At 72.5% G+C, this 25665-nt stretch carries 24 protein-coding genes; 11 read left to right on the top strand and 13 right to left on the bottom strand.

Translation table 11 applies throughout. The features are described 5' to 3' along the window. Positions 1-9: 9 nt before the first annotated feature. Positions 10-651, top strand: a complete 642-nt coding sequence (locus FPV26_RS09780) for an energy transducer TonB (protein ID WP_147653702.1) — start codon at positions 10-12, stop codon at positions 649-651. A 15-nt stretch (positions 652-666) separates the two neighbouring features. Here the strand turns inward: FPV26_RS09780 and aroA are convergent, their stop codons facing one another. From aroA to serC, 4 genes are all read right to left on the bottom strand, one after another. Beyond that, a complete protein-coding gene (gene aroA, locus FPV26_RS09775) occupies positions 667-1971 on the bottom strand; it encodes a 3-phosphoshikimate 1-carboxyvinyltransferase (protein WP_147653701.1) in 1305 nt (434 codons plus the stop codon). Between the two features lie 164 nt (positions 1972-2135). Next, positions 2136-3275 (bottom strand): histidinol-phosphate transaminase, encoded by a 1140-nt coding sequence (gene hisC, locus FPV26_RS09770; protein WP_147653700.1) that lies wholly within the window; start codon positions 3273-3275, stop codon positions 2136-2138. Further along, the gene (pheA, locus tag FPV26_RS09765) at positions 3272-4483 is read right to left on the bottom strand and encodes a prephenate dehydratase (protein ID WP_425473086.1); all 1212 of its coding nucleotides are present in this window, start codon (positions 4481-4483) and stop codon (positions 3272-3274) included. Before pheA ends, hisC begins: the two co-directional genes overlap by 4 nt. Further along, positions 4449-5531, bottom strand: coding sequence for a 3-phosphoserine/phosphohydroxythreonine transaminase (gene serC / locus FPV26_RS09760; protein WP_147653698.1), 1083 nt, complete (start codon positions 5529-5531; stop codon positions 4449-4451). The genes pheA and serC overlap by 35 nt, the downstream gene beginning before the upstream one ends. 138 nt (positions 5532-5669) lie before the next feature. Between serC and msrP the strand changes: the two genes are divergently transcribed. Beyond that, positions 5670-6641 carry a protein-methionine-sulfoxide reductase catalytic subunit MsrP gene (gene msrP, locus FPV26_RS09755; protein WP_147653697.1) on the top strand — a complete coding sequence of 324 codons (972 nt, stop codon included), beginning with the start codon at positions 5670-5672 and terminating at the stop codon, positions 6639-6641. A 333-nt stretch (positions 6642-6974) separates the two neighbouring features. Then, on the top strand, positions 6975-7607 hold the full coding sequence (gene msrQ, locus FPV26_RS09750; protein WP_147653696.1) for a protein-methionine-sulfoxide reductase heme-binding subunit MsrQ: 633 nt from the start codon (positions 6975-6977) through the stop codon (positions 7605-7607). A 30-nt stretch (positions 7608-7637) separates the two neighbouring features. Here the strand turns inward: msrQ and FPV26_RS09745 are convergent, their stop codons facing one another. After that, positions 7638-8426, bottom strand: a complete 789-nt coding sequence (locus tag FPV26_RS09745; RefSeq protein ID WP_147653695.1) for an FHA domain-containing protein — start codon at positions 8424-8426, stop codon at positions 7638-7640. Between the two features lie 108 nt (positions 8427-8534). Between FPV26_RS09745 and FPV26_RS09740 the strand changes: the two genes are divergently transcribed. After that, positions 8535-8810 (top strand): polyhydroxyalkanoic acid system family protein, encoded by a 276-nt coding sequence (locus tag FPV26_RS09740; protein ID WP_147653694.1) that lies wholly within the window; start codon positions 8535-8537, stop codon positions 8808-8810. 12 nt (positions 8811-8822) lie between these two features. On the opposite strand, the gene FPV26_RS09735 is transcribed toward FPV26_RS09740, so the two are convergent. Further along, the gene (locus FPV26_RS09735) at positions 8823-9530 is read right to left on the bottom strand and encodes a DUF8198 family protein (RefSeq protein WP_147653693.1); all 708 of its coding nucleotides are present in this window, start codon (positions 9528-9530) and stop codon (positions 8823-8825) included. Between the two features lie 88 nt (positions 9531-9618). Between FPV26_RS09735 and FPV26_RS09730 the strand changes: the two genes are divergently transcribed. The 3 genes from FPV26_RS09730 (at position 9619) to FPV26_RS09720 (ending at position 12599) form a co-directional block, all read left to right on the top strand. Continuing rightward, positions 9619-10872 carry a patatin-like phospholipase family protein gene (locus FPV26_RS09730; RefSeq protein WP_147653692.1) on the top strand — a complete coding sequence of 418 codons (1254 nt, stop codon included), beginning with the start codon at positions 9619-9621 and terminating at the stop codon, positions 10870-10872. Positions 10873-10950: 78 nt separating this feature from the next. Then, positions 10951-11502 carry a phasin family protein gene (locus tag FPV26_RS09725; RefSeq protein WP_147653691.1) on the top strand — a complete coding sequence of 184 codons (552 nt, stop codon included), beginning with the start codon at positions 10951-10953 and terminating at the stop codon, positions 11500-11502. A gap of 86 nt (positions 11503-11588) precedes the next feature. After that, a complete protein-coding gene (locus FPV26_RS09720; protein WP_147653690.1) occupies positions 11589-12599 on the top strand; it encodes a restriction endonuclease in 1011 nt (336 codons plus the stop codon). Between the two features lie 14 nt (positions 12600-12613). On the opposite strand, the gene FPV26_RS09715 is transcribed toward FPV26_RS09720, so the two are convergent. Further along, positions 12614-14605, bottom strand: a complete 1992-nt coding sequence (locus tag FPV26_RS09715) for an SDR family oxidoreductase (protein WP_147653689.1) — start codon at positions 14603-14605, stop codon at positions 12614-12616. Positions 14606-14733: 128 nt separating this feature from the next. Here FPV26_RS09715 and FPV26_RS09710 point away from each other — a divergent pair, with 128 nt between their 5' ends. From FPV26_RS09710 to FPV26_RS09695, 4 genes are all read left to right on the top strand, one after another. Beyond that, on the top strand, positions 14734-14991 hold the full coding sequence (locus FPV26_RS09710) for an acyl-CoA-binding protein (RefSeq protein WP_147653688.1): 258 nt from the start codon (positions 14734-14736) through the stop codon (positions 14989-14991). 12 nt (positions 14992-15003) lie between these two features. After that, positions 15004-15630, top strand: coding sequence for a TetR/AcrR family transcriptional regulator (locus FPV26_RS09705; protein ID WP_147653687.1), 627 nt, complete (start codon positions 15004-15006; stop codon positions 15628-15630). A 20-nt stretch (positions 15631-15650) separates the two neighbouring features. Then, positions 15651-16499, top strand: coding sequence for a hypothetical protein (locus tag FPV26_RS09700; RefSeq protein WP_147653686.1), 849 nt, complete (start codon positions 15651-15653; stop codon positions 16497-16499). 257 nt (positions 16500-16756) lie between these two features. Beyond that, positions 16757-17788 carry a tyrosine-type recombinase/integrase gene (locus tag FPV26_RS09695; RefSeq protein ID WP_147653685.1) on the top strand — a complete coding sequence of 344 codons (1032 nt, stop codon included), beginning with the start codon at positions 16757-16759 and terminating at the stop codon, positions 17786-17788. A 972-nt stretch (positions 17789-18760) separates the two neighbouring features. Here the strand turns inward: FPV26_RS09695 and mobF are convergent. From mobF to FPV26_RS09665, 6 genes are all read right to left on the bottom strand, one after another. Continuing rightward, a complete protein-coding gene (mobF, locus tag FPV26_RS09690) occupies positions 18761-21751 on the bottom strand; it encodes a MobF family relaxase (RefSeq protein ID WP_147653684.1) in 2991 nt (996 codons plus the stop codon). Beyond that, positions 21751-22056: a hypothetical protein gene (locus FPV26_RS09685; RefSeq protein ID WP_147653683.1), complete on the bottom strand. Its 306-nt coding sequence runs from the start codon at positions 22054-22056 to the stop codon at positions 21751-21753. The genes mobF and FPV26_RS09685 overlap by 1 nt, the downstream gene beginning before the upstream one ends. A 467-nt stretch (positions 22057-22523) precedes the next feature. Next, a complete protein-coding gene (locus FPV26_RS09680; protein WP_147653682.1) occupies positions 22524-23099 on the bottom strand; it encodes a hypothetical protein in 576 nt (191 codons plus the stop codon). Between the two features lie 5 nt (positions 23100-23104). Continuing rightward, positions 23105-24910, bottom strand: a complete 1806-nt coding sequence (locus FPV26_RS09675) for a type IV secretion system DNA-binding domain-containing protein (RefSeq protein ID WP_147653681.1) — start codon at positions 24908-24910, stop codon at positions 23105-23107. Further along, positions 24907-25185: a hypothetical protein gene (locus tag FPV26_RS09670; protein WP_147653680.1), complete on the bottom strand. Its 279-nt coding sequence runs from the start codon at positions 25183-25185 to the stop codon at positions 24907-24909. Before FPV26_RS09670 ends, FPV26_RS09675 begins: the two co-directional genes overlap by 4 nt. Further along, on the bottom strand, positions 25182-25562 hold the full coding sequence (locus tag FPV26_RS09665) for a hypothetical protein (protein ID WP_147653679.1): 381 nt from the start codon (positions 25560-25562) through the stop codon (positions 25182-25184). The genes FPV26_RS09670 and FPV26_RS09665 overlap by 4 nt, the downstream gene beginning before the upstream one ends. Positions 25563-25665 lie beyond the last annotated feature (103 nt).

The raw sequence follows: 25665 nt of genomic DNA, 5'->3' as shown, positions 1-25665 counted from the left end.
GACATCCCGATGCCGGCCAGTCCCCCGCACGCCGGCGCCAGGTTCCGGATGCCGTCCTGGCGCGATTTCCGCCCCACGCGCGGTGCTTGGCTGCTGGTGGCCGGCGCGTTCGCGCTCGGCCTGCTGCTGTTCCTGCTGCTGTGGCTGGACCAGCGCCAGAACCGCGACTTCTACCAGCCGCCGGTCGCACGGCCCACCGCCACGCCGCAGTTCGCACCGCTGCCGGCGCCACTGCCGGCCGGCGAAAGCCGGCGCAGCGCGAGCGGACTCGGCGAACTGCCGGAACGCGCGCCGGGCCAGGAACCGCGGCCGCGCCTCGTCGAGCCGCCGCGGCCGCCGCCCGCGCCGGAACCGTCCCCGCCGCCGCGCCCGGTGGCCACGGACATGCCGGTGCCGGTGTCCACGCCCACGCCGCGCTATCCGCCGGAAGCGCTGCGCCGCGGCGAATCGGGCACGGTGCTGGTACGGGTCGAGGTCGGGCCGGACGGCGTGCCCACCGTGGTCGAGGTCGAGCGCAGCAGCCGCTCGCGCGCGCTCGACCGCGCCGCAGTGGACGCGGTGCGCCGCTGGCGCTTCCGCCCGGCGATGGCCGACGGCCGCCCGGTCGCCGGCAGCGTGGTGGTGCCGATCGATTTCAAGCTCGATCGCTGACCGCGGCCGCGCGCCTCAGGCTTCGCGCAGGCCGAAGCCGACCCCGCGCGCGAGCGCGTCGAAGCCCGGGAACGAGGTCGCCACGTTGGCGACGTCGGCGATCCGCACTTCCCCCCCGGCGCATTGCGCGGCGACCGCAAAGGCCATCGCCACGCGGTGGTCGCCATGGCTGTCCACCGCGCCGCCGCGCAGCCGGCCGCCGTGGATCACCGCGCCGTCCGGCAATTCCTCGACCTCGATCCCGAGCGCACGCAGGCCCGCGGCCATGGTCGCGATGCGGTCGGATTCCTTGACCCGCAGCTCGGCCGCGCCGCGGACCACGGTCGTGCCCTCCGTGCACGCGGCGGCGACGAACAATGCCGGGAATTCGTCGATCATGTCCGGCACGTGTTCCTCCGGCACCGCCACGCCGCGCAGCCGCGCGTGCCGCACCACCAGGTCCGCCACCGGCTCGCCGCCCTGCTCGCCCGGGTTCTCCTCGACGATATCCGCACCCATCGCCCGCAGCACGTGCAGCAGGCCGGTGCGGCGCGGGTTGACGCCCACCCGCCGCAGCCGCAGCTCCGACCCCGGCACCAGCGTGGCCGCGACCAGCAGGAACGCCGCCGAGGAGAAATCGGCCGGCACCTGCACGTCGGTGGCCTGCAGGCGGAAGCCGCCCAGCAACGCCGCCTCGCCGGGAATGAAGGCGGCCGGGTAGCCGAACGCGGCGAGCATGCGCTCGGTGTAGTCGCGGGTCGGACGCGGCTCGCGCACGCGGCTCTCGCCCTGGGCGTACAGCCCGGCCAGCAGCAACGCCGACTTCACCTGCGCACTGGCTACCTCCAGGGTGCAGTCCACGCCCTTGAGCCGGCGGCCGCCGAAGATGCGCAGCGGCGCATGGCCGTCCTCGGCCTCGATCCGCGCGCCCATCCGCGCCAGCGGTTCGATCACGCGCCGCATCGGCCGGCGCGAGAGCGAGGCATCACCAACCAGCACGCTGTCGAAGCGCTGCCCGGCGAGCAGGCCGGCGAGCAGCCGCATCGCGGTGCCCGCGTTGCCGCAGTCCAGCGGCCCGTCCGGCGCCTGCAGCCCGTCCACGCCCACGCCATGCACCACGCGCAGGCCCGGCGCCGGCGCCTCGATCCGCACCCCGAGCCGCTCGAAGATCGCCGCGGTCGCGCGCGTGTCCTCCCCTTCCAGGAAACCTTCGATCCGGGTGGTGCCGTCGGCCAGCGCGCCGATCATCACCGCCCGGTGCGACACCGACTTGTCACCGGGCACGGCCACCTCGCCGCGCAGCGGGGTGCCGGGGAATGCGATCCAGTCTTGTCTGGGCATGACGTTTTCGACTCTCGCCACGGATCTACACGGGGGAACACGGATAACGCCTGGGAGAGACCATCCGGCCGTCATCCCGGGGAGCCGGAAAGGTGCGGAGCCACGACAGGACCATGGTTCCTCCTTTTTGCTGCTGATCCGTGTCCATCCGTGTGAATCCGTGGCTAACTCCGCTCATCCAGCACCGCCAGCAGCCGCCGGTTCTCGTCGGCGGTGCCGACGGTGACGCGCAGGCAGTCGGGCAGGCCGTAGCCGGTCATCGGGCGCACGACGATGCCGGCGGCGAGCAGGCCGGCTTCGATCGCAGCGGCCCGCGGGCCGAATTCGACCAGCAGGAAGTTGGTCTGCGACGGGTGCACGAACCAGCCGCGCGCGGCCAGCGCCCGGGCCAGCGCCGCGCGCTGTTCGCCGTTGCGCGCCACGCACCAGCGCAGGTGCGCGGCATCGCCGAGCGCCGCCTGCGCCGCGGCCAGGCCGGCGAGGTTCACGTTGAAGCTCTCCCGCACCCGCTCCATCACCGCCACCAGTCCCGGATGCGCGAGCGCGTAGCCGACCCGCAGTCCCGCCAGGGCGTAGGCCTTGCTGAAGGTGCGGGTCACCACCAGGTTCGGATGCCGCGGCAGCAGTGCCAGGGCCGAGGCGTAGCCGGGCGCATCGGCGAATTCGGCGTAGGCCTCGTCCACCACCACCAGCACCGTGTCCGGCACCCGTGCCAGGAACGCGGCGAACGCGTCGGCCCCGAACCAGGTGCCGGTGGGGTTGTTCGGGTTGGCCAGGTACACCAGCCGGGTGCGCGGCCCGATCGCCGCGGCGATGGCCGCCAGGTCGTGCCCGCGCGCCATCGCGTGCGAGCGCGGCAGCGCCGGCGCGACCCGCAGCGCCGCCCCGGCCGCCTGCGCCGCCAGCGCGTACACGGCGAAGCCGTACTGCGCGCACACCACCTCCTGCCCCGGCCCGGCGAACACCTGCGCGAACTGCATCAGCAACTCGTGCGAACCGTTGCCGAGCAGGACCTGCGCCGGCCCGAAGCCGTGCACGGCCGCCAGCGCGCGCTTGAGGTCGCCGCCGAGCGGATCGGGGTAGCGGTGCAGCGCGTGCAGCATGTCGAGCACGGCCGCGCGCGCGTCGGGCGACGGCCCGTACGGGTTCTCGTTCGAGCCGAGCTCGAGCAGGTGCGTGCCTTCGAACCGGCGCCGCAGCGCGACGATGTCGTGCCCCGGGTCGTAGGCGCGCAGGCCCTGCACTCCCGGTTGCGCCAGGGCGGCGAAGAATGCCTCGTCGGCGCGCCCGGCCCCGTCGTTCACGGCACCGCCACCGGATAGGAACCGAGCACGGTCACGTTCGCGGCGAAACGGCCGACCTCGGCCAGCGCATCGCGCAGCGGCGGCTCTTCCACGTGGCCGTCCACGTCAATGAAGAACGCGTACTGCCACAGCCCGGTGTGCGCGGGGCGCGATTCGATCCGGTTCATGCTCACCCCGCGCCGCGCCAGCGGTTCGAGCACCTGGTACAGCGCGCCGGGCTGGTCCTTGACGAACACCAGCAGCGAGGTGCGGTCGTGCCCCGACGGCGGGAACAGGGTGCGGCCGATCACCAGGAAACGGGTGGTGTTGTCGGGCCGGTCCTCGATCGGCCCGGCGACGATGCGCAGGCCGTACACGTGCGCTGCGTTCTCGCCGGCGATGGCGGCCGAGTCGTCGGCGTTGCGCGCGCGGCGCGCGGCCTCGGCGTTGCTCGCCAGGGCGACCTTCTCCGCCTTCGGCAGGTGCTGGCGCAGCCAGGCGCGGCACTGCGCCAGCGACATCGCGTGCGAGTACACGCGCTCGATGTCCTCCAGCCGCCCGGTGCGCGAAAGCAGGTACTGGTGCACGCGCAGCTCGACCTCGCCGCAGATCTTCAGCGGCGAGCTGAGGAACATGTCGAGAGTGGACTGGATCGTGCCCTGGCCCGAGTTCTCCACCGGCACCACGCCGAAGTCGGCGTGCCCGGCCGCGACCTCGTCGAACACCTCCTCGATGCTCGCCAGCGGCAGGCCCTTGGCCGAATGGCCGAAATGCTTGTGCACCGCCTGCTGCGAGAAGGTGCCCTCGGGCCCGAGGTAGCCGACCTTGAGCGGCTCCTGCTGCGCCAGGCACGCGGACATGATCTCCCGGAACAGGCGCACCAGCACCTCGTCCGAGAGCGGCCCGGCGTTGCGGTCCACCACCCGGCGCAGCACCTGTGCCTCGCGCTCGGGGCGGTAGTAGTCCACCGCCGCCGCCAGCTTGCCCTTGGCCTTGCCGACCTGGCGCGCCCACTGCGCGCGCTCGGCGATCAGGGCCTGGATCTGGCGGTCGATGCCGTCGATGCGGGCGCGGACCTCGGCCAGGTCCGGCCGGGGCTCCTGCCCCGCGCCCTCGTCCGCGCGCTTGCGCGGGGACGGGGACCGCGCGCCTGCCGGCCGTGCCGCTGGCCGCTTCCCCGTGGGTCGTCTGCCGCTAGCCATGTCTGCGCCTGAACTCCCGCATGAAATCCGCCAACGCCTGCACGCCCGCCTCCGGCATGGCGTTGTAGATCGAGGCGCGCATGCCGCCGAGCGCGCGGTGGCCCTTGAGCGCGATCAGGCCGGCGGCCTTCGCCTCCTCCAGGAACGGCTTGTTCAGCGCCTCGTCATGGAGGAAGAACGGCACGTTCATGCGCGAGCGCACCGCCGGATCCACCTCGTTGCGGTAGAAGCCGCCGGAGCCGTCGATCTCGGCGTACAGCAACGCCGCCTTGCGCGCGTTGCGGCGGGCGAACTCCTCCACCCCGCCCTCGGCCAGCATCCACTTCACGGTCAGGCCGAGCATGTACCAGTTCCAGGTCGGCGGCGTGTTGAGCATGGACTCCTTGGCCGCGTGCGAGCGGTAGTCCAGGATGTCCGCGCGCGGCTGACCGGCGCGCTCGAGCAGGTCGCGGCGCACGATCACGAAGCAGATGCCGACCGGGCCTAGGTTCTTCTGCGCGCCGCCGTAGATCACGCCGTAGCGCGAGACGTCGATCGGTTCGGAGGCGATGCTGGAGCTGAAGTCGGCCACCAGCGGGACGCCGCCCACGTCGGGAACGTCGCGGAACTCGACGCCGTGGATGGTCTCGTTCGCGGTGATGTGCACGTAGGCGGCGTCCGGCGAGAGCTGCCACTGCGCGCGCGGGGGGATGCCGCGGAAGCCGCCGTCCTCGCTGCTCGCGGCGATGTTCACCGCCACGTAGGGCCTGGCCTGCTTGACCGCGGTCTTGCCCCAGTGCCCGCTGAGCACGTAGTCCACGGTCTGGCCGGGCGCGGCGAAGTTGAGCGGGATCAGCGCCTGCTGGGTGGTCGCCCCGCCCTGCAGGAACAGCACCGCGTAGTCGTCCGGGACCGAGAGCAGGCGGCGCAGGTCGGCCTCGGCCTGCTGCGCCACCTCGATGAACTCGGCGCCGCGATGGCTCAACTCGACGATCGAGGCCCCCGCGTCGCGCCACTCCAGCATCTCGGCCTGTGCCTGGCGCAGCACGGGTTCGGGCAAGGTCGCGGGGCCGGCGCTGAAGTTCCAGGCACGCATCGGATTTCCGGTTCGGTCATGGTGGGCCGGCTAGTATGCCGCAGTGCAGCAGCGCGCCAAGCGGTGGTTGCAGGCGCAACCGTCCGCATCCGGCGCGATGCCTTCATGCGTATTGCTGCATGAGGCCCGGAGGTTCCCATGTCCCTGCGCGACGCCCTGCGGATTCCCGCATCCGAAATCACCGAGGAATCGGTCTGGCACGACCGCCGGCGGCTGCTGGCGGCCCTGGCCGCCAGTCCCGCGCTCGGCCTGGCCGGCTGCGCCGAGGCGGAGCCGACCCCGCCGCCCCGGCGGCCCGCGGCCACGCCGGCACAGGTCCGCGCCGGATTCGCCACCCGCGAGGAGCTGACCCGCTACGCCGACGTCACCACCTACAACAACTTCTACGAGTTCGGCACCGGCAAGGCCGACCCGTCGCGCGCCGCCAGGACCCTGCGCACCGCGCCTTGGTCGGTGCGGGTGGACGGTGAATGCGAGAAGCCGGGGACGGTGCCGCTGGAGGATCTGCTACGGGGGCTCAGCCCCGAGGAGCGCATCTACCGGCTGCGCTGCGTGGAGGGCTGGTCCATGGTGATCCCGTGGCTCGGCGTGCCGCTGGCGGCGGTGCTCGAGCGCTTCCGTCCGACCTCGAAGGCGAAGTACGTGGCCTTCACCTCGCTGGCCGATCCGCGGCAGATGCCCGGCGTGCGGCTGCCGGTGCTCGACTGGCCCTACCGCGAGGGCCTGCGCATGGACGAGGCCATGCATCCGCTGGCGTTCCTGGTCACCGGGCTGTACGGCAAGCCGCTGCCGCAGCAGAACGGGGCACCGCTGCGGCTGGTGGTGCCGTGGAAGTACGGCTTCAAGGGGATCAAGTCCATCGTCGCGATCCGCTTCGTCGCGCGCATGCCGCCCACCAGCTGGAACATGGCGGCGCCGGAGGAGTACGGCTTCTTCAGCAACGTCAATCCCGACGTGGACCACCCGCGCTGGAGCCAGCGGACCGAGCGCCGCATCGCCGGCAGCGCCAGCAAGCTGTTCGCCGAGCGCATCCCCACCCGCATGTTCAACGGCTACGCCGAGCAGGTGGCCTCGCTGTATGCGGGGATGGATTTGCGCAGATGGTTCTGAAGTTCGTTGCAATGTCGAAAGCGTCCCGGGATGGGGCTCTCCGTGTGGGACACGCCGTGAATACGTCCCTGTAGGCTCGTCGGCGGCATCCATGCCGCCGACGGTCCCACACGGAGAGCCCCATCCCAGGACGCCTGCGTGATTCCTCGTGAAACCCCAAAGCGTCCGGAGGGCGACTGGGGTGATGCGTGACTGTCGGCGGCATGGATGCCGCCGACAAGCCCCCATGGATGGGTTCACGGCGTGTCACGCAGCGCCCCAGTCGCCCTCCGGATGCCACCGGACACTTCAATCAGAGCATCGCGAGATGCCATGCGGTAGTGCGAGAACCCCATGCAGCACAGCAAGCGCTTCCTGATCGCCGCCAAGACCCTGGCGCACGCCGCCGCGCTGACACCGCTGGCCATCCTCGGCGCGCAGATGCACGAAGTCTGGCGCACCGGCAGCGATGTGCTCGGCGCCGATCCCGTCGCCGAGATCGAGCATCGCCTCGGCCTCTGGGCCCTGCGCCTGCTCCTGCTCACCCTCGCGATCACGCCCCTGCGCCAGCTCACCGGCTGGAACGATCTGGTCCGCTTCCGCCGCATGGCCGGCCTGTACGCCTTCGCCTACGCCACCTTGCACCTGCTCGCCTGGCTGGTGCTGGACCTGCGCGGCTACTGGACCCAGTTGTTCGAGGACATCGCCAAGCGCCCCTACATCACCGTCGGCTTCGCCGCCTGGCTGCTGCTGGTGCCGCTGGCGCTCACTTCCACCCGCGGCTGGATCCGCCGCCTCGGCCGCCGCTGGACGCAACTGCACCGGCTGGCCTATGCCATCGGTGTGCTCGCCGTGCTGCACTTCTGGTGGCAGGTGAAGGCCGACTGGCGCGAGCCGGCGCTGTACGCCGCGATCCTGGCGCTGCTGCTCGGCTGGCGCGCGTTCAAGGCGCTGCGGCGAAGGACGTGGCAGCCGCGTCGGGCCTGACCGCGCCCGGCGTCCGCCACACGGCCGGGCTCAGACCGCCGGCACCAACAGCAGCAGCGCGCTGAGCGCGGCCGCCAGCAGCAGCGCCGCCAGCAGCAGCCAGGGCAGACGGCGCGTCCCGCCCGCTGGCGTCACCGCACTGGAAACCGGCTGCTCCGGGGCATCATCGCCCGGATCGGAGGTGTTGCGGTTGCGCGCGGGCAGGCCGGGGCTCTCGATCACGAAGCGGTGGTGCGCGTCGAACACGAGCTGGTCGCCCGGCAGCAGCACCGCATCGCGCACCGCCTCGCCGTTGACCACGCTGCCGTCGCCGGCCAGGTCGCGCAGCAGCAGCCGCCCGCCCTGCAATTCGATGCGCGCATGGCGCTCGGCGAAGGCCGGGTTGTCGATGCGGATGTCGCATTCCGGTGCCCGTCCGACCAGGCGCGGCCGGTCGAGGGTGAAACTGCGTCCGTGGCAGCGGCCACCCACGCCGCGCAGCACCACCCTCGCATCGGGCTCGAACAGGCCCGGCACCTCCCGCTCGCCCGGCGGCTGCGCACCGAGCAGCAGCAGCTCCGCCCCCTCGACGTAGATCGCATCGCCCACGCGCAGCATCGCCATGCGCCGCACCGGGCGCCCGTTCACGTGCACGGTGCACGCCCCTTCCACCCGCAGCCACAGGCCGCGGCGGTCGGCGCACAGCAGCACCAGCGCCGCCCCCGGATCGTCCACCAGGGCGAGCTGTCCGGCGGCGTCGCGGCCGATCGCGTGCACGCCGGTGCCGAGCGTGAGCTCGCGGCGCGAAGGCGGGGGGAATCGAAGACGGAAAGTTTCCACGCGCGGGCAATCTAGCAGGCCCGGCAAGGGCGGTCATCCGCCCGCCTGCGGTTGGACGCCGCCGCGCGCCGTCGCACAATGCAGTCCCGCTCGCACGCACCCGCCGCCATGTCCGAGATCGACATCCGCCACGTCCACTCCTTGCCCAAGGCCCAGGCACGCAAGGCGGTGGAGGAAGCGGCCGCGAAACTCGCCGAACGCTTCGGCCTGGACTATGCCTGGGAAGGCGACACCCTCCACTTCCGCCGCTCGGGCGTGGACGGCCGGATCGCGCTGGAGCCGAAACTGGTGCACTTCACCGCCAAGCTCGGCTTCTTCCTGTCCGCGATGCGCGGCCCGATCGAGCACGAGATCCGGCGCGTGCTGGCCGAGCGCTTCACCTGAGCACGCCCCGGCTCAACCGATGCGCCAGTGCGCGGCGCGCGCGCGCTCGCAGGCCGCAACCTCGTCCATGAACGCTCCGATGTCGGGCAGCGCGGTGAGCGCGGCCGCGCCGCGTTCCAGAAGCCCCTGCAGTTCCGACAGGCCGGCCGCACGCGCCGGCGCCCGCGACAGCTTGAGCAGGGTCAGCAGCCCGGGCAGCCGCAAGGCCGCGCCCAACCCGTAGCCCACCGCTTCCACCAACGCGATCTGCCGCTCGCGCAGGCGCGGCAGGCCCACCTCGCGGTAGGCACGCGCGTACAGCGCGCCGTCCAGCTCCCCGCCCTCCGGCGCCAGCCGCTGCAGGGCCTGGCCCATGCGCAGGTCGAGGGCGTGGGTCAGCGCGCCGAGTTCGAGCGCGTCGGCCAGCACCTCCAGCATCGGCTCCGGCAGCAGCCGCTGCATGGTCGGCAGCACGCGCGCGATGTCGGCGTCGCGGCGGCTGAAATCGTGGTCGCCATAGATGTCGGAAAGGAAGAACTCGGCAGCCGGGCGGGTGCGCCGGTCGGCCAGGAAATGGGCGAAATCGCGCTCCAGCCGCGCTGCCTGCCAGCGCCGCAGGCGCGGCAGCCAGGGCAGACGGTTGCGCGGCTCGCGGACCGGGTCATGCAGCGCCTGGTGGCAGGCCAGCCGCCGTTCGATCCGCCGCTCCAGCTCGCGCCTCGGGTCCGGCCGTCGTGCCATCACCCGGATGATCGGGACTGCGACCGGGCTCCGCAACCGCGCCGGCGCCTGGCTTACACTCGGCCCATTCCCCGCCGTACGCCCCCGCATGCTCTCCGTCCACTCCGCCCGGCAACGGGCCCGCAAGCCCGGCCAGGACGGCGCCCGCATCGGCCTGGCGGTCGCCGGCGGCGGGCCGACCGGAGCGATGTACGAACTCGGGGTGCTGCGCGCCCTGGACGAGGCGCTGGAAGGGCTCGACCTCACCCGCCTGGACTGCTACGTGGGCGTGAGCGCCGGCGCGTTCCTGGCCGCGGGCCTGGTCAACCGCATCGGCACCGCGGAGATGTGCCGGATCTTCATCACCGGCGACAGCGACGACGTGCGCTTCCGTCCGGAGACCTTCCTGCGCCCGGCCTTCGACGAGTACGCACGCCGGCTCGCCGCCGCGCCCGGCATCGTGTCCGCGCTGCTGCGCGACCTGTGGCGCGGGCGTGGCGATTCGCGCTGGTCGGACGCGCTGGTCCGCCTCGGCGGGCTGATGCCCACCGGCCTGTTCGACAACGCCGAGGTCGAGCGCTTCCTGCGCGAGGTGTTCACCCGGCGCGGCCGCTGCAACGATTTCCGCCTGCTCGACCGCCCGTTGTACGTGGTCGCGGTAGACCTCGACTCCGGCGAGGCGGTGCGTTTCGGCACCCCCGGCTGGGACGACGTGCCGATCTCGCAGGCGGTGCAGGCCAGCGCGGCGCTGCCGGGGATGTACCCGCCGGTGGAACTGCGCGGGCGCCACTTCGTGGACGGCGCGCTGCGGCGGACCATGCACGCCTCGCTGGTGCTCGACCGCGATGTGGACCTCATGCTCGGCATCAACCCGCTGGTGCCGTTCAACCCTGCCAGCGCGGCCGAGCCGTACCCGGCGGCGCGCCGCCTGGAGCGCCGCATCGCCGGCGGCGGGCTGCCGGTGGTGCTGTCGCAGACCTTCCGCACCATGCTGCAGTCGCGCATGCAGGTCGGCCTGGCCCGCTACGCGCAGCAGTACCCGCACATCGACCAGCTCGTGTTCGAGCCCAACGCGCACGACCGCGAGCTGTTCTACACCAATGTCTTCAGCTTCGCCTCCCGGCGCCGGATCTGCGAGCTGGCCTACCGCAACACCCTCGCCGACCTGCGCACCCGGGCGGAGGAGCTGCGCCCGCTGCTGGCCGCGCACGGCATCGGCCTGCGCACGGAGATCCTGGCCGACCCGCAACGTTCGATCCTCGACGGCCTGCGCGGCCCGGTGCCGCGCCGCACCGATGCCACCGCGCAGTTGCAGCGTGCGCTCGATGACGTCGAACGCCGGATCCGGTCCCGCCCCCATTGAGCCGGCGCCGCCGGTTCGTGTGATTGCTCTAGCGGCAAGGGGGAGGCTGGCCGTCACCCCCCGACTCCGGAGACTCCCATGGCCAAGCTAAAGAAGAGTGCACGCAAGTCCACCACGGCGGCCTCGGGCGCCCTGCCCCTGGAGGGCCTGTCCAAGACCCTGAGCGAGTCGGCGCAGCAGATCTGGCTGGCCGGCGTGGGCGCCTTCCACCGCGCCCAGTCCGAGGGCACCAAGCTGTTCGAAGCCCTGGTCAAGGAAGGCATGTCGCTCGAACAAACCGCACGCAAGCTCGCCGGCGACCGCGCCGAGAGCGTGCGCGATGCGGTCGAGAGCCGGGTCGGTCAGGCCCGCGAGCGCGCCGCCGACACCTGGGACAAGCTCGAGAAGGTGTTCGAGGACCGGGTGCACCGCGCACTGGTGCGGCTGGGCGTGCCGGGGCGTGAGGACATCGCCGAGTTGAGCGCACGCGTGGACGCGCTGACCGCCGAGCTGCGCCGGCAGGGCGCGGAATCCGGGGCCAGGCAACCACGCAAGGCCGCGGCCCGCAAGACCGCTCCGCGCAAGGGAGCGAAGGCGCCGGCACGCAAGGCCGCCGCACGCAAGAGCGCCGAAAAGCCCGCGCAGGCCTGAGCGCCGGCACGCCGCGTGCACGCCGCGACCGCGCGTGCACGCGGTAGCGGTATATTGCGCGCTCCTCCGTCACGTCCCTGCTGCGCATGACCGCTTCCTGGCTGATCGCCCTGCTCGCGGCCCTCGCCCTCGGCATCGGCGTCAGCGCCTGGCTATGGCGCGTCAGGCGCCAGCAACTGGAAGCCGCCGCCGGCACCCGCGCGCTGGCGGCGATGCGCTGGCGCGAGTTCTCGCACTTCGTGCTCGACGCGATGCGCCACCGCGGCTTCGACGTGCTCACGCCGGACGCCGAGACCCACTCCGGGCCGCAGGCCGAGTTCCTGCTGCTGCGCAACGGCCAACGCTGGCTGCTGGCCTGCAAGCACGGTTCGGCCTACCGCCTGACCCCGGCGGCGGTGGAGGAACTGGCCGCCAGCGTGCGCCTGAAGGGCGCCGCCGGCGGGCTGCTGGTCACGCCGGGAACGATAGATCCGGCCGCGCGCCGGCCGGCTGTGCAGGCCGGCATCGAGCTGGTGGACGGGGACACCCTGTGGCCGGAACTGGTGCCGCTGCTGCCGCAGGCGCTGCGCGAGGACGTCCAGGCCCGGGTCGGCAACGAGATCAAGCGGTTGACCGCGCTGGCCTGGGCTGGCGCGGTGCTGGTCGCCGCCGTGCTGGGCCTGCTGCTTGGCCGGAGCCGGGATCCGGTCGGCCCGGGCCCGGGCGCGGCCACGGTCGCCACCGCCGCGCCCTCCCCGGCGACCGCGCCCGCCTCCGCCGCTGCTCCCGCCCCGACCGCGCCGGCGGCGCCCGCCGCCGGGCAGGCATCGTCGCCCCCGCTGCCGGCCGCGCCCGAGCGCCTGCCGACCGAGCAGGAGGAAAACGCCCAGCGCCAGACGGTGATCGCCAAGGTCTCGGCGCTGCCCGGCGTGGACCGCGCGTTCTGGTCCACCCGTTCGACCCTGGTGGTGCAACTGGAGGGCGACGGCCCGGACCGCTTCGGCGAGATCTGCGCCGCGCTCGACCCTTACCTCACCCTGCGCACCGCGCGCGTGCAACTGCAGCCGCCGAAGGACAGCGGCCGGCCGGTGCGCTTCCGCCAGTGCCGGACGTTCTGAGCCTCGTCTGAGCCTCACCAGTGCACGCCGCGCATCAGCGCGGCGAACGCGATCTGCTCGTGGCTGGGCTGGGCCTCGCCCTTGATCCCCTTCTTGTCGCCCTTGGCCGCGGCCGAGTCCGGGAACAACTCGAACGCCGTGTTCATGATCACCTCGTAGGCCTTCGGCGCCAGCGCGTTCACGATCGCGGCGAAGATCCCCAGCCGCGTGGCGATCCGGCTCGGACGTTCGATGATGCCCCTGACCACCAGGTCGGCGGCCTCCTCCGGGGTCAGCGTCGGCACGTTCTCGTACACCCTGGTCGGCGCGATCATCGGCGTCTTCACCAACGGCATGTTGATGGTGGTGAAGCTGATGCCCTTGCCGGAGAGTTCGCCCTGGGCGCAGCGGCTGAACGCGTCCAGCGCGGCCTTCGAGGCCACGTAGGCCGAGAACCGCGGCGAGTTGGCCAGCACCCCGATCGAGCTGATGTTGATGATGTGGCCCTTGCGGCGGTGGATCATGCCCGGCAGGAAGCCCATGATCAGGCGCAGGCTGCCGAAGTAGTTGAGCTGCATCGTCCGCTCGAAATCGTGGAAGCGGTCGAAGCTGAGCTCGATCGAACGCCGGATCGAGCGGCCGGCGTTGTTCACCAGGATGTCCACGTGGCCGTGCTCCTTCAGCACCGTGGCCACGAAGCGGTCGCAGTCGGCCAGGTCGGCCAGGTCGGCGGTGTAGGCGAAGACCTTGCCGCCGGCGGCGCGCAGCTCGTCGCGGACCCGGAACAGCTCCTCCTCGCCGCGGGCGCAGATCACGGTGGTCGCGCCGGCCTCGGCCACGCGCCGCGCGGTGGCCAGGCCGATGCCGGAGGATCCGCCGGTGATCACCACCACCTTGCCCTTCACCCGCCCCTTGAGCGAGCGGTCCACGAACAGGTCGGGGTCCAGGTGGCGCTCCCAGTAGTCCCACAGCCGCCAGGCGTAGCTCTCCAGCGGCGGCACCTCGATCCCGCTGCCGCGCAGCGCGCGCTCGGCCTCGCGGTTGTCGAAGCGGGTCGGATAGGTGACGAACTTCAGCGCCTGCTTCGGGATCCGGAAGTCGCGCAGCAGCATGCCGGTGAAGCGCCGCACCGGCGGCAGGCTGCCGACCGCCATCCGCACCGCCTCGGGCACGAAGGCGAACATGCGCGCGTCCAGGCGCATGCTCATCTCCGGCGCATGGCCGGCGCGGGCGAACACATTCAGCACTTCCCCCACCCGCATCGGGTTGGGGTCGGTCAGGTGGAAGCAGCGGCCGTCGAGCCGCGGCTTGTGCGCGATGTGGTCCATCGCGTCGGCCACGAAGTCCACCGGGACGATGTTGATCCGCCCGCCCTCCAGGCCGAGCATCGGCATCCACGGCGGGAACATCTCGCGCAGCTTCTTCAGCACCGGAAAGAAGTAGTACGGGCCGTCGATCTTGTCCATCTCGCCGGTGCGCGAGTCGCCGACCACGATGCCGGGGCGGTAGATGCGCCATTTGACCCGCTGCTCCTGCCGCACCAGCCGTTCCGACTCGTGCTTGGTGCGCAGGTAGGGGTCGTCGAGCCCCTCGGCCTCCTCGAACATGTCCTCGCGGAACACGCCCGGGTACAGCCCCGCCGCGGCGATCGAGCTGGCGTGGTGGAAGCAGCCGGCGCCGACCGCGGCCGCCAGGTCGAGCGCGTGGCGGGTGCCCTCGACGTTCGCCGCCTGCTGGCTCTCGGCGCTGGCGGCCAGGTCATAGATCGCGGCCAGGTGGAAGAAGTGCTTGACCTTTCCCTGCAGCGCCTTGACCTGCGCCGCGGCCAGGCCGCATTTCGGCGCGGTCATGTCGCCCACGACCGGATGGATGCGCTGCATGTCCCAACCCATCCGGCGCCCGATGTCGTCGAGCTTCCTGCGCGAGTCCTTGCGCACCAGCACGTACACCGTGCCCTTGCGCGCGAGCAGCCTGGCGACGAGGTGGCGGCCGATGAAGCCCGTGGCGCCCGTGACGAAGTAGCTCATGCGCTGCACTCCCCAGGGAAGGCGGTTCCGGCTACGTTGCCAGAGCCCGCGCGCAGCGACAATTCCCCGCCGTATTGACCCCCGCGGGGACGCGTGCTGTGATCCCCGCACACGACCGGAGCCGCCCCATGTCCGACCTGCAAGCGCGTTTCGAACAGGCCGCCCGCGACGTCCAGACCCTGCCCGAGCGGCCGGACAACGACACCCTGCTGCGCCTGTACGCCCTCTACAAGCAGGGCAGCGAGGGCGACGTGAGCGGGCCGAAGCCGGGCTTCTTCGACTTCGTCGGCACCGCCAAGTACGAGGCCTGGGGCAAGCTCAAGGGCATGCCCCAGGACGAGGCGAAGAAGAAGTACATCGAGCTGGTGAAGAAGCTGCTCGGCTGACCCGGCCCGACCATGCCGCGCCAGACCCGACAGCGCATCCTCGACACCGCGCTGGCGATGTTCAACGCCCAGGGCGAGCCGAACGTCACCACCAACCACATCGCCGACGAGCTGGAGATCAGCCCCGGCAACCTGTACTACCACTTCCGCAACAAGGACGACATCATCGAGCACCTGTTCGCGCGCTACGAGGCGCGGATGGACGCCGCGCTCGCCGCGCCGCAGGGGCGGCTGCCGAACCTGGAGGACATCTGGCTGCAGCTGCACCTGGTGTTCGAGTGCATCTGGGACTACCGCTTCCTGTACCGCGACCTGGTCGAGATCCTCAGCCGCAACCGGCGGCTGCGCCTGCGCTTCGCCCGCATCCTGCGCCGCGCCGACGAGCAGGCGCACGAGGTCATGCGCGGGCTGGTCCGGGCCGGGGTGATGCGCGCCTCGGCGGCCGAGCTCGACGCCGCCGCCACCAACGTCCTGGTGATCGCCACGTTCTGGCTGAACTACGCCGCCGCACGCGGCGACCGCGACGAGCAGGCCTCGATCCGCGACGGGATCGTGCAGGTGATGATGCTGCTGGCGCCGTTCCTGCGCGACGCCGAGCGCGTGCACCTGAACACCCTCACCCGGGCCTATCTCTCCTGACGCAGACGAAGGACGCCGACATGGCCAAGTCCCGCTGGAAACCCTTCCCCCACGACCCCGCGCCCTACACCTATGCAGGCGACGCGCTGAAGAAGGCCTGGCCGCGCCTGCACGCCGGCGACTGCGAACCCTTCCCCGACGGCAAGCGCGCCGCTGCGCTGCTCAAGGCCGCCGGCAAGGCCGCGCCGAAGCTCGACGCCGATGCGCTCGCCGCCGCGTTGCAGGACGCCTGGCGCGCGTTCCACCGCGGCGATTTCGAAGCCGCATTCGAGGCCGGCGAACGGCTCGGCCCGGTCGGCGCCTCGGTCGCGGTGAAGGCGCTCGGCATCCACGCGACCTATCTCGTGGACAAGGAAGCGGAGAAGCAGAAGCGCCTCCAGCAGGCCGCCGAACTGGCCGAAGCCGCGATCCGCGCCCTGCCCGGGGAGGCCAACAGCCACTACCGCCACGCCTTCGCCCTCGGCCGCTACAGCCAGAGCCTGTCGGTGGTGACCGCGCTCAAGCAGGGCATCGCCGGCAAGGTCCGCGCCAGCCTGGATGCGGCGCTCGCGCTGGCGCCGAAGCACGCCGAGGCGCACACCGCGATGGCGCTGTACCACGCCGAGATCATCGCCAAGGTCGGAGCGATGATCGGCGGCCTGACCTACGGCGCCAAGGCGGCCGAGGCCGAGCGCCACATCGCCACCGCGCTCGAGCTCACCCCCGACTCGCCCATCGCCCACATCGAACACGGCAACGTGCTGATGCTGCTGCGCGGCGAGAAGGGCGAGGACGCCGCCGCCGAGGCCTACGAGAAGGCCGCCTCGCTGGCGCCGAAGGACGCGATGGAGAAACTCGACGCCGAGTACGCGCGGGCGCAGCTGGAGTAGCCAGCCGCAGCGGAGCCCATGCCGGGACACAACGGGGACAGCCGGGCCCGATCCCGGACAAGCAAAGAGGCCCGGCGGGTGGGCCGGGCCTCTCGTGACCACGGGTTTTCCGGATGTCCTGGTGGGCGGTGCAGGTTTCGAACCTGCGACCCCTGCCGTGTGAAAGCCAAATTTTCGCGCAAAATGAACTGGATTTTTCGATCGTTTCTGATTTCTCCCTATGATATGGGACAAAACGGGGACAATCGAGCAAGAGAATGGCAACCATCACGCAGCGAGCGTCTGGTCGCTGGCAGGCCCGGGTGCGCAAGATCGGCGGACGTGCTGTCTCACGCACCTTCGCTCGGCGCGCCGACGCCGAGGCATGGGCGCGCTCGGTCGAGCTCGAGGTCGAGCGTGGCAGCTACGTAGATCGGCGCGCGGCGGAGCGCATCACCCTCGCCGAGCTGCTTGCCGCCTATTGGCGCGCGGTCTCCTCGCGCCACAAGGGCGCGCCAGTGGAGCGCTACCGGCTCGCTCGTATCGCCGAGGATCTCGGGGCGCTGCGCCTGACGGCACTGACACCCGCCACCGTCGCCGAGTGGCGCGATGCGCGCCTGCGCTGCGTGTCGCCAGGCACCGTGGCTCGAGAGCTCGGGATCCTGGGGGCTGTACTGAGTTGGGCGCGGAGGGAGCGCACACTCCCAATCCCCGAAAACCCGGTCTCGGCGATCCGCAAGCCGTCCCCACCGCGCGGCCGCGAGCGCCGCCTCGAACCGGGCGAGGAGGCGCGCCTGATGGCGGCGCTGGAGGATCGCCCCGCCCCCAGCGGCGGGGCGAAACGCAATGGTCGCTACCGGGTCGGCACGCGCAGCCCGTGGATGCGCCCGCTCGTGCAGTTCGCCCTGGAGACGGCCATGCGCCAGGGCGAGATGCTGGCGCTGAGGTGGGCAGACGTGGATCTCGAGCGGCGCATTGTCCGGCTCCGCGAGACCAAGAATGGCGACGCGCGCACGGTGCCGCTCTCGAGTCGCGCCGTCGCCATCTTGCGCGGCCTGCCGCGCACCGACAGCGAGCAGGTCTTCCCCATTTCCGGCAACGCAGTCAAGCTCGCGTGGCGGCGCGCCACGGCGCGGGCGGGCCTAGAGGATCTGCACTTCCATGACCTGCGCCACGAGGCCACGTCGCGGCTCGCCGAACGACTGCCCAACGTGGTCGAGCTCGCCGCCGTCACCGGCCACCGCGACCTGCGGATGCTGGCCCGCTACTACCACCCTCGGGCGGAGGTGCTGGCGGCGAAACTGGGGTAGGGCAGCGCTGGCGAGTTGGGCGGATGACAGCACCCGCAGCACATCGTCGATCGTCGCGGTCACGCCCCCCCCTCGCCCGTGAGGCTCCCGGGATCGCTCATGATAGGGGGATCCCTCCACGCGTGACGGGGGCTCCCCCCTCATCCCGGCATCCCCCCCCCATCAAAAATGATGCCGGGCAAAAACGCGCCAAAACCGCGCACAGCGCCCGACGACGGTGCGCCCCAGCAGGGGTAGGGCCCACGGACTCGGCGGCGCTCAGCGCACGCGCCTGTGGCCGTGGTGCGTGGCCCCGCGCAGCGGGGTGCGCTCCACCCGCGCATGCGTGCGTGCGCGCGCGCGTCCGGGATCCCTCCTATCCCCTATCCAGGGATAGGAGGGATCCCTAGGTACTGCAGCAGCATGCGTGCGTGCGCGCGCGCGCGAGCCGAGCGCGCGACATCACCCACGTATGCGCGCGCCACCGTCTGCGCGCTCTGCGCGCCTCAGCGACGCGCATCCGGAGGAGGCCGGGAGGGTGGCCGCGGCTTGCGCGCGCAACGCGCGCACAGCGCCACCAGCGCAGCGCTAGCGGCTGACGCTGCGCGCCCTGGCCACCAGCCAGCGGTAAGCGATGACCACAGGTCCGATGTACCCCCGTGGAGTCTCGCGCAGGCCCAATGCGCTCAGCATCAGCATGCACGGCACCATGCCACGCTGCCCCGCGCCAGCAATGCCCACTCCCTGCCGCTCCGCGGCGGGCGTGCGTCCATGCACTGCGGCGGCCATCCAGGCCGCCGGCGGCCCGCTCGCGGCCGCCTCCGGCGGCGACGCCGGGATAACGCTATGCCGCCGCGATGGCGTTATTCAGATAACGCGATCAGGGCGCGATAACGCTATTGCGCGCGAATCGCGTTATCGCGGATAACGCGATCAGAATCGCGATAACGTCATCAGGCACGAATAGCGTTATTCGTGCGGCGCGGCGGCCGGTCAGCGCGCATGCCCCCAGTCGTGCTCCGGCGTAGGCGCGCCACCGCCCAGCTCGCCCGCCTCGCGCTCGCCACGCGGCGCGGGCGGGGCCGGCTCGCCGCTGGCCGGGGGCGGCTCGCGCACCAGCTCAGAGCGCCAGCCCGCGAACGCGCCCCACGCTGCCGCCTCCTCGCGGTCGGCAGCGAGCCGCCCCTCCGGGTCGCCCCAGCGCTCGGCCTCCTCGCGCAGAGCCTCGGCGTGGCGCAGCCAGCCGTCGGTCACCTCGGCGAGGTGATGCGCCCGCGGGTCGTCGCTCTCGCGCAGAGAGCGCAGCACGTCCGCGATCGGCTCGATCGTGCGCTCGGGATGGGCATCCGGCACCGGGCGATAGTCGGCCAGGCTCTCGAGGCGCGCCGCCTCGCGCAGGCGCTCGACTGCGCCGTCCTCCTCTGCGCGGGATACGTAGGCGTGGGCCTGACCCGTGTTGCGGGACAGAGCCACGTAGGCAGCATTGCTGTCGAGCATGCGGTGGTCGCGCAACAGCGCATGCACCGTGCCGCCCCCCTGCTCTGCTCCCCGGACGGTGGCACCCTGGGCTCGGTGTATCGTCGATGCATGGCCATGCACCAGGCTCCGCGCGGCGCCGTGCTCGGCCTCCGCTCGGAGCATCACCGCCTTGGCCGCGCGCAGCTCGCGCCGCGCGGCGCTCAACTCGCGTGCGAGCGTCTCGCGCTCGCTGACCAGCCTCCGCCGTTGCTCGACGCCGGCCGCCGCCAGCGCCTCGCGCAGCCGCTCGCGCCGCTCGATCAGCTCGGCGACGCGGCGCTCGCTGCGCTCGGCGCGCTCGTGTACCTCGTCGAGATCTGGCGCCGCCCACAGGCGCAGGTCACGCTCTCGGCCGTCAGCGAGCCGCAGCCGGAGCCGCTCGGGCGATGCCTCGACGACCTCGGCCCTGGTGCCGTTGACCGCGCCGAGCGCGGCGCAACGCGCCGTGAACACCACCCAGTCGCCAGCGGCGACCCTCAGCTCCCCTTGGGCGGTCGCCACCGCTACCTCCTCGCCGCGGAGGACGCCACGCGCCCGCAGCGCTGCCCGCGCCTCCTCATTTAGGCGCGCGACGTCCCGCCTGAGCGAGGCCACCATCAGCGCATCGCGGCCCGCAGCCCGCTCGTCGGCGTAGGCCCGCGCCATCTCGCGGATGGCGCTGACCACTGTCGGCGACACGTGCCACTGCGCGCCCTGCTGCATCAGGGCGCGTGCGTGCTCCGGCCGCTGCTCGCGCACAGCACGCGCGATCGCGCGGTCGCGCTCGTCTGCCTGGCGCCGCACCTCAGACAGCTCTAGGCCGCCGTGCGCCCGCAGCACGTCGCGGAACGGCGCGCCGGCCTCCACCGGCGCAAGCTGGCGCGTATCCCCAATCTGTATGATCTTGGCTCCGGCGTCGGCCGCACGCCGGTAGAGATCTGCTGCGTCGCGGCTGCCCAGCATCCCCGCCTCGTCCACCACCAGCACGGTGCGTGCCGTGAGCTCTGTCCGCCCAGCGGCGAGATCCAGCCTCAGGCGCGCGATCGTGGTGCTCTCGATGCCCGCCGCCTGCAGCTCCTGCGCGGCACGGCCGGCGACCGCGCAGCCCCGCACCTCGTAGCCGGCGCTGCGGTACAGCTCGGCCACCTGCGCCACAGTGTAGGTCTTGCCGGTGCCGGCCCACCCCTGCACATTGGCCAGCCCGCGCTCGTCCGTGAGCGCACGCACCATGTCCGCCTGCTGGCCGCGCAGGCCTGCCCGGCCGATCTGCGCCTCGACCGCCTCACGCGCGAGGGCGTGATGCCGATCCGCTGCCAGCCGTGCGGCGTCGGCCAGCATCCGGCGCTCGCGCTCGAGCAGCTCGCGCGTCGTCCACCTCTCGACCATCCGCCCCCGTGCGTCCTCGCGCTCGACCCGCACCATGCCAGCGAGGATCCGCTCGGCCTGCGCCAGCGCCTCGCCCACGCCGATGCGGCCAACCGCCTCGCGCATCACCTCGCGGCGGATGGTCTCCGCCTCGACCGCCACGCGATTGCCCATCGCGCGGGCGAGGATCTCCTCGTCAGTGGCCTGCACGGCATGATCGCGCTCGAGGGCCTGCCCGCGGGCGGCCAACTCACGAGCAGCGACAGCGTCGAACCGGTGCTCGGCCGCCTCACCCGCCCAGCGCACGAAATTCGCTGCGCGGTCGGGGCTCTCCTTGCCGCGTCGCGACACGGCCGCAGCAGTCTCGGCCGCTGCGGCATCGCTGCGCCTCATCTCGCGCAGCTCGGCCAGCACGTCACCGCGGCGTGTGGACCAGCGGCGCATCAGCTCGGCCGGTGCGCCCGACAGCTCGCACTCGCCGCGCTGACCGACGCGCTCAACCCCGAAGCCGAGCGCCCGCAGCTCGCGCGCCAGCTCGGCGCGATACGCCGCGCCTGCGGCGTGCACCGCCCGCAGGTCGATGTCCACGCCGCGCCAATCGCCAGCCGGGCCACGGGCTCGATTGAGCACCACACAGTGGGTGTGCAGCTGTGGGTCGTTGGCGCGGCTGGTCGAGTGCTGGAATGTGGCGATGATCGGTTCGGCCGCGGCCAGGGTACGCCCGCCACGACCGAGACGGCAGCGGATGCCGTACTGGCGCATGTAGCCGAGCCCGGCTGCCACGGCCCGCTCGTGTGCGGTCTCGATCCGCGCCCGGAGGTCCGGATCGGCCACAGCCCAGACCGTGGAGACCGACTTCGGGGCCGAAAACGTCAGGTCGTGTCCGGCGACGTGGTTGCGGCCGACCGCGCCCAGCGGCCCGCCTGTGAGCGGGTGCCGCCCCTCCAGGGCTCGCTCCAGGTCGGCACGGCGTACCTCGCCCGCCAGACCGAGCGCACCAGCCGCGGCACCGAACCACCGGCCAGGCGGCTCCCCGCGCTGGTGCGCCTCGTCGGCGGCATAGTAGCGGGCGAAGTAGGCTGCCGCCGACTGCGGCGAGCGGATCTTCGCGTAGGAGAGCATTAGCCGCGCTCCCTGCCCCGACAGGGCAGGCCAATGATCGCATCGCGCACCCGGTCGAGCCGGGTCAGCGCGGTGTCCAGCCGTGCCGCCAGGCGCCCCTCGACCGCCGCCAGCCGGTCACCGAGCAGTTCGGCCAGCGCTTCGGCCTCGGCCTCGCGCCGCTCAGCCTGCGCCACGGCCAGCAGCCCCACCTCCACCAGCGCCCGGATGGCGCCCGAGGTGGACAGCCCCCGCACAGCGCCGTAGCGCTCGACCTGGCCGAGTAGCTCGGCCGGGAGATGTGTCGTCTTCGTTGCCAATGGCATGCGCCCTCCCGAGTTCGCGCGAGTTCGCGCGCGAAACCAACGACTTGCACGCCGATGGCCGGCGCTGCGAGTTCGCGACGCTCGCAACAGACATATCCGCTGTCTGCGGACACGCCCCCGCGCCGCCCTGCGAGTTCGCCCGAGTTCGCGCGCGGCGCCAACGACTTGCACGCCGATGGCCGGCGCTGCGAGTTCGCGCGGCAGCGCGTGCGCTCACCGCAGGGTGCGGAGGGTGTGCTCCGAGCGCACGCGAGGACTCACTGCGGAGCAGGAGTAGCCTCTGCTGACCCTGCTGACCTGCGACCGCCCGCGCCATCGCCATGGCGCCGCCGGCCGGCCGCACCGGGCGCCCGGCCCCGACGGGGCCCCGGCCGCACAGCGGCCGGGGAAGGGAGGGGTTCGGCCCGATAGGGCCGAATGCAGGACGGCGGCGACCGTCCCGCCCTGCCCGCCGGCGGCCTAGGCGGTCAGGACAGCCATGCGCGGAGACCCAGCAGGGCCGCACTCAGCCCGGCGAGACCGGCCACCAGGGCCAGCACGGCGCGAGGTGCCGGACCGAGCAGCAGGTGCTCCCGCACCGTCAGCGTCGCCGCCGCAGTCCCGAGGGCCGCCGCGGCGGCACCGGCCGCATCGGGCCGGTATAGACCCAGCACCACCACCAGGTACAGGCAGATAGACCCCATCACCAGCCCGCCCAAGTCGCGGGCGCGGTCGCGCCTCTCGGCGAGAGCCGCCTCGATCTTGTGTGCTGCCAGGGGCAGCACCCAGCTCCATCCCGCTGCCAGCCCCCAGCGTGGGGTGAGGCCGCCCGCCGCAATCAGCCACTCCGCCAGCAGGGCCCCGGCCGGCCAGACCGCCACCACAGGCCCACCCGCGAGCAACAGCCGCCAGGGGATCCGACCGGTCAGCGCCGCCACCGCCAGCGCGCCGAACAACACTACCGCCACCACGGCGGCCAACGCCGCCGGGAATACCAGCCCGTAGTACACATATGCGATGGCCGCGAGTATGGCGACCACGATCAGCTTCAGCACGGTGCGCACGGCGATCACCAGTCTGCCAGGGGGTCGTCATGCCCACCTTTCGGCGCCGGCACCGGCGCATCGCCGCCGGGCTCGGCACGCGACCCGTCGTGCACGGCCTCTGGCACAGGGGCAGTCGTACTAGTCGCCGATGGGTCGGCCGGCGGCAAGACAGGCGGCGCCACGGCATCCCATCGCGGGTTGGGCACCTGCGCAGGGGCGGTCACGGCCGGCCGCGCCGGGAACGGCTGGATCAGCCTGCCCAGGCGGTCACCGATGCTGACCACCATCTCGACGCCCGGCGTCCGGTCGCGCAGCACCTGCAGCCCCATCAGCGTGTCCACCCGCAGCACGGGTGCGCGCTCGCGGATGATCCGCTTGTTGCCTTGGCCCGTGGTCAGCGGGAACTCGAGGCGCTCAATCTCACGATCTCCCAAGTCCTTGCACACGGCGGCTGCGGCCGCCGTCGCCAGACGCAGATAGACACGGGTCTGCTGCATGGACTTCACCGCCTCGGCCTTGTCTGCGCCCGCTTGGGCGCGCAGCTGCGCCGGATCCTGCAGCGCCTTGATTACTCTAACGCCGCGGCTGCGGCCCATCTCCTCGATGCGCAGGAGCGCCGCCTGGGCTGCCGGCGATAGCTGCGGCAGCTCGTCCACGACCAGCCAGATGCCCGGCGCATCGGGCGCCCGCTCGGGCATGGCCGGACTCGCCACAGCATCGGCCAGCGCCGCCAGCAGCCCGCCGAACACCTGCTCGGCGCGGGCCGAGTAGCGGGCATCGGCATTCAGCGCCACCAGGCGCTCGGGCGACTGCCCCAGCGCCCAGCGGCGAACCGAGAACGGCGCCGCAGTCGGCGCAAACGCACCGGCATAGCCCGGCATCCACGCCGCCCCCGTCGCTAGCTCAGCCAGCACGGCGCGGCTGCCAGGATGCGCGGCGTCGGGCACTTGCACCCGGCACAGCGGGTTGCCGACGTGGGCCGCCACGATGATGGCCTCCGGCCCACCGCTGAGCAGTGCAGCGAGGTCGGCCCACCCCCACGGGGCGCCACGCTGCTGCAGATTGCGGATCAGGCCGGCGAGCAATTCTCGCGCTGCATGAACGAAAAACTGGTTGGCGCCCGCGTCCTCGCGGGGAAAGCAGGCGCGAGCGAGCTGGTCGGCCGCCGCGGGCGTGGCAACGTCCGCGGCGATGTCCCACGGGCGGGCCCGTGCGTCCCACGGGCCCAGCAGGGCCACGCGTTCAGCCGGCAACCCGGCGGAAAATTCGGCGACGAAGTCGCCCTTGGGGTCGTGGACCAGTACACGATCCCCTCGGGCGAGCGCCTGGGAGACGATCGCGTACAGCAGGGTGGTCTTACCGGCGCCGGGCAGGCCCACCACCAGCATGTGCGCTGTCTCCCGAGCGCGTGACAGCTCCACGCCCCCGATCTCGAGGCCGGTCACCGTGCCGGCCGCCTGCGCGGCCGAAAAGTGCGTCCGCTCGGCCTGCGCCAGCGCCGAGCGGAAGCTCTCCGGGTCGGGGTCGTACACCAGCCCGCGCACGTGCCACTCGTCTGCCTGGCGTGCCAGCAGCCAGCCGACGATCACCGCTCCCACCAGCCCGCAGCCGAGCGCCATCCACGGGCCGATGGCGGCCCCGATGCGTGCCAGGGGTGAGGCTGCTGCCCACCAGTGGGCCCATTCCGGTCGCGGCGGCCGACCTAGCGCGGTCAGCAGCGCCTCGGCCCCCCCCCCAAGACCGAACACCCCCAGCGCGACGGCGGCGCCCGCAGCGCCGCCGAACAGCGCGCCGATCAGGCCCTCCTCGGCGTAGGTGCGCCGGCTCATGCAGCGCCCTCCTGCCCGGCCAGGCCGTCCTGGAGCCAGGCCAGCACAGCATCGGCCGCCTCAGGCTGCAGCGGTACCTCCACCTCGCCCACACGCAGCAGCGACACCACCTCTGCGCCGTTGTGTAGGAGCTCGGCTGTGCCGGTGCTGGCGATGACGACGTGCCCGTCCTCGACGAGACCGGCACGGACGGAGTGCGCACCCGCATCCCGCCACAGATACAGCGTGGGCGCGGGCGAAAACGGCAAGTCAACAACGAGGGCGCGCGAAATCACAACCGCACCTCCACCGCCACATGGACCGCCGCCGTCTCGGTGCGCCTCGGGATCCTCGGGATCGGCAGCAGGCGCAGCGCCACCCGCTCGCCCAGCGCGACGCGCACCGAGGCCGCCACCATCGGCTCGACGCTGGCCCGGTCGTAGCCGGTCACCGCGCCGAGCGCTACGTCGAGCGCCACGCGCCCATCCAGCACCTCCACCATCGTCCAGGTGCGGCCGGCATAGACGCTCGTGCGGCCGATGCTGTTCTCGTAGCCGCCGACGATCCAGCGATCAGCGAGTCGGACGTAGAGGCCCGGCGTCCGGTCGCGGCACGGGTACACGTACCACCCCCAGCCGTCGGCGTGCCGCAGGCAGCCTGCGCGACCGTCCACATGGTGCGTCCACAGGTGGACGCCAATCGCTGTCACCGCCGACCGGGCCGGCTCGGCCGCAACGACACGGGGGGACACCGCCAGCGCAAGCGCGGCAAACAGA

The sequence above is a fragment of the Vulcaniibacterium gelatinicum genome, assembly GCF_008033445.1.
Taxonomy (GTDB): domain Bacteria; phylum Pseudomonadota; class Gammaproteobacteria; order Xanthomonadales; family Xanthomonadaceae; genus Vulcaniibacterium_B; species Vulcaniibacterium_B gelatinicum.
Note: the sequence above shows the minus strand (reverse complement) of the source record. Positions and strands in the feature narration are given on the sequence as shown.

Excerpts from the sequence above, each read along its gene's own strand:
- FPV26_RS09735 (WP_147653693.1), bottom strand. The coding sequence starts at position 9,530 with ATGGCACGACGGCCGGACCCGAGGCGCGAGCTGGAGCGGCGGATCGAA.
- FPV26_RS09685 (WP_147653683.1), bottom strand. The coding sequence starts at position 22,056 with ATGCCATTGGCAACGAAGACGACACATCTCCCGGCCGAGCTACTCGGC.
- msrP (WP_147653697.1), top strand. The coding sequence starts at position 5,670 with ATGTCCCTGCGCGACGCCCTGCGGATTCCCGCATCCGAAATCACCGAG.
- FPV26_RS09695 (WP_147653685.1), top strand. The coding sequence starts at position 16,757 with ATGGCAACCATCACGCAGCGAGCGTCTGGTCGCTGGCAGGCCCGGGTG.
- FPV26_RS09730 (WP_147653692.1), top strand. The coding sequence starts at position 9,619 with ATGCTCTCCGTCCACTCCGCCCGGCAACGGGCCCGCAAGCCCGGCCAG.
- serC (WP_147653698.1), bottom strand. The coding sequence starts at position 5,531 with ATGCGTGCCTGGAACTTCAGCGCCGGCCCCGCGACCTTGCCCGAACCC.
- FPV26_RS09710 (WP_147653688.1), top strand. The coding sequence starts at position 14,734 with ATGTCCGACCTGCAAGCGCGTTTCGAACAGGCCGCCCGCGACGTCCAG.
- FPV26_RS09700 (WP_147653686.1), top strand. The coding sequence starts at position 15,651 with ATGGCCAAGTCCCGCTGGAAACCCTTCCCCCACGACCCCGCGCCCTAC.
- FPV26_RS09675 (WP_147653681.1), bottom strand. The coding sequence starts at position 24,910 with ATGAGCCGGCGCACCTACGCCGAGGAGGGCCTGATCGGCGCGCTGTTC.
- FPV26_RS09780 (WP_147653702.1), top strand. The coding sequence starts at position 10 with ATGCCGGCCAGTCCCCCGCACGCCGGCGCCAGGTTCCGGATGCCGTCC.
- FPV26_RS09705 (WP_147653687.1), top strand. The coding sequence starts at position 15,004 with ATGCCGCGCCAGACCCGACAGCGCATCCTCGACACCGCGCTGGCGATG.
- msrQ (WP_147653696.1), top strand. The coding sequence starts at position 6,975 with ATGCAGCACAGCAAGCGCTTCCTGATCGCCGCCAAGACCCTGGCGCAC.
- FPV26_RS09725 (WP_147653691.1), top strand. The coding sequence starts at position 10,951 with ATGGCCAAGCTAAAGAAGAGTGCACGCAAGTCCACCACGGCGGCCTCG.
- FPV26_RS09720 (WP_147653690.1), top strand. The coding sequence starts at position 11,589 with ATGACCGCTTCCTGGCTGATCGCCCTGCTCGCGGCCCTCGCCCTCGGC.
- mobF (WP_147653684.1), bottom strand. The coding sequence starts at position 21,751 with ATGCTCTCCTACGCGAAGATCCGCTCGCCGCAGTCGGCGGCAGCCTAC.
- aroA (WP_147653701.1), bottom strand. The coding sequence starts at position 1,971 with ATGCCCAGACAAGACTGGATCGCATTCCCCGGCACCCCGCTGCGCGGC.
- FPV26_RS09715 (WP_147653689.1), bottom strand. The coding sequence starts at position 14,605 with ATGAGCTACTTCGTCACGGGCGCCACGGGCTTCATCGGCCGCCACCTC.
- FPV26_RS09740 (WP_147653694.1), top strand. The coding sequence starts at position 8,535 with ATGTCCGAGATCGACATCCGCCACGTCCACTCCTTGCCCAAGGCCCAG.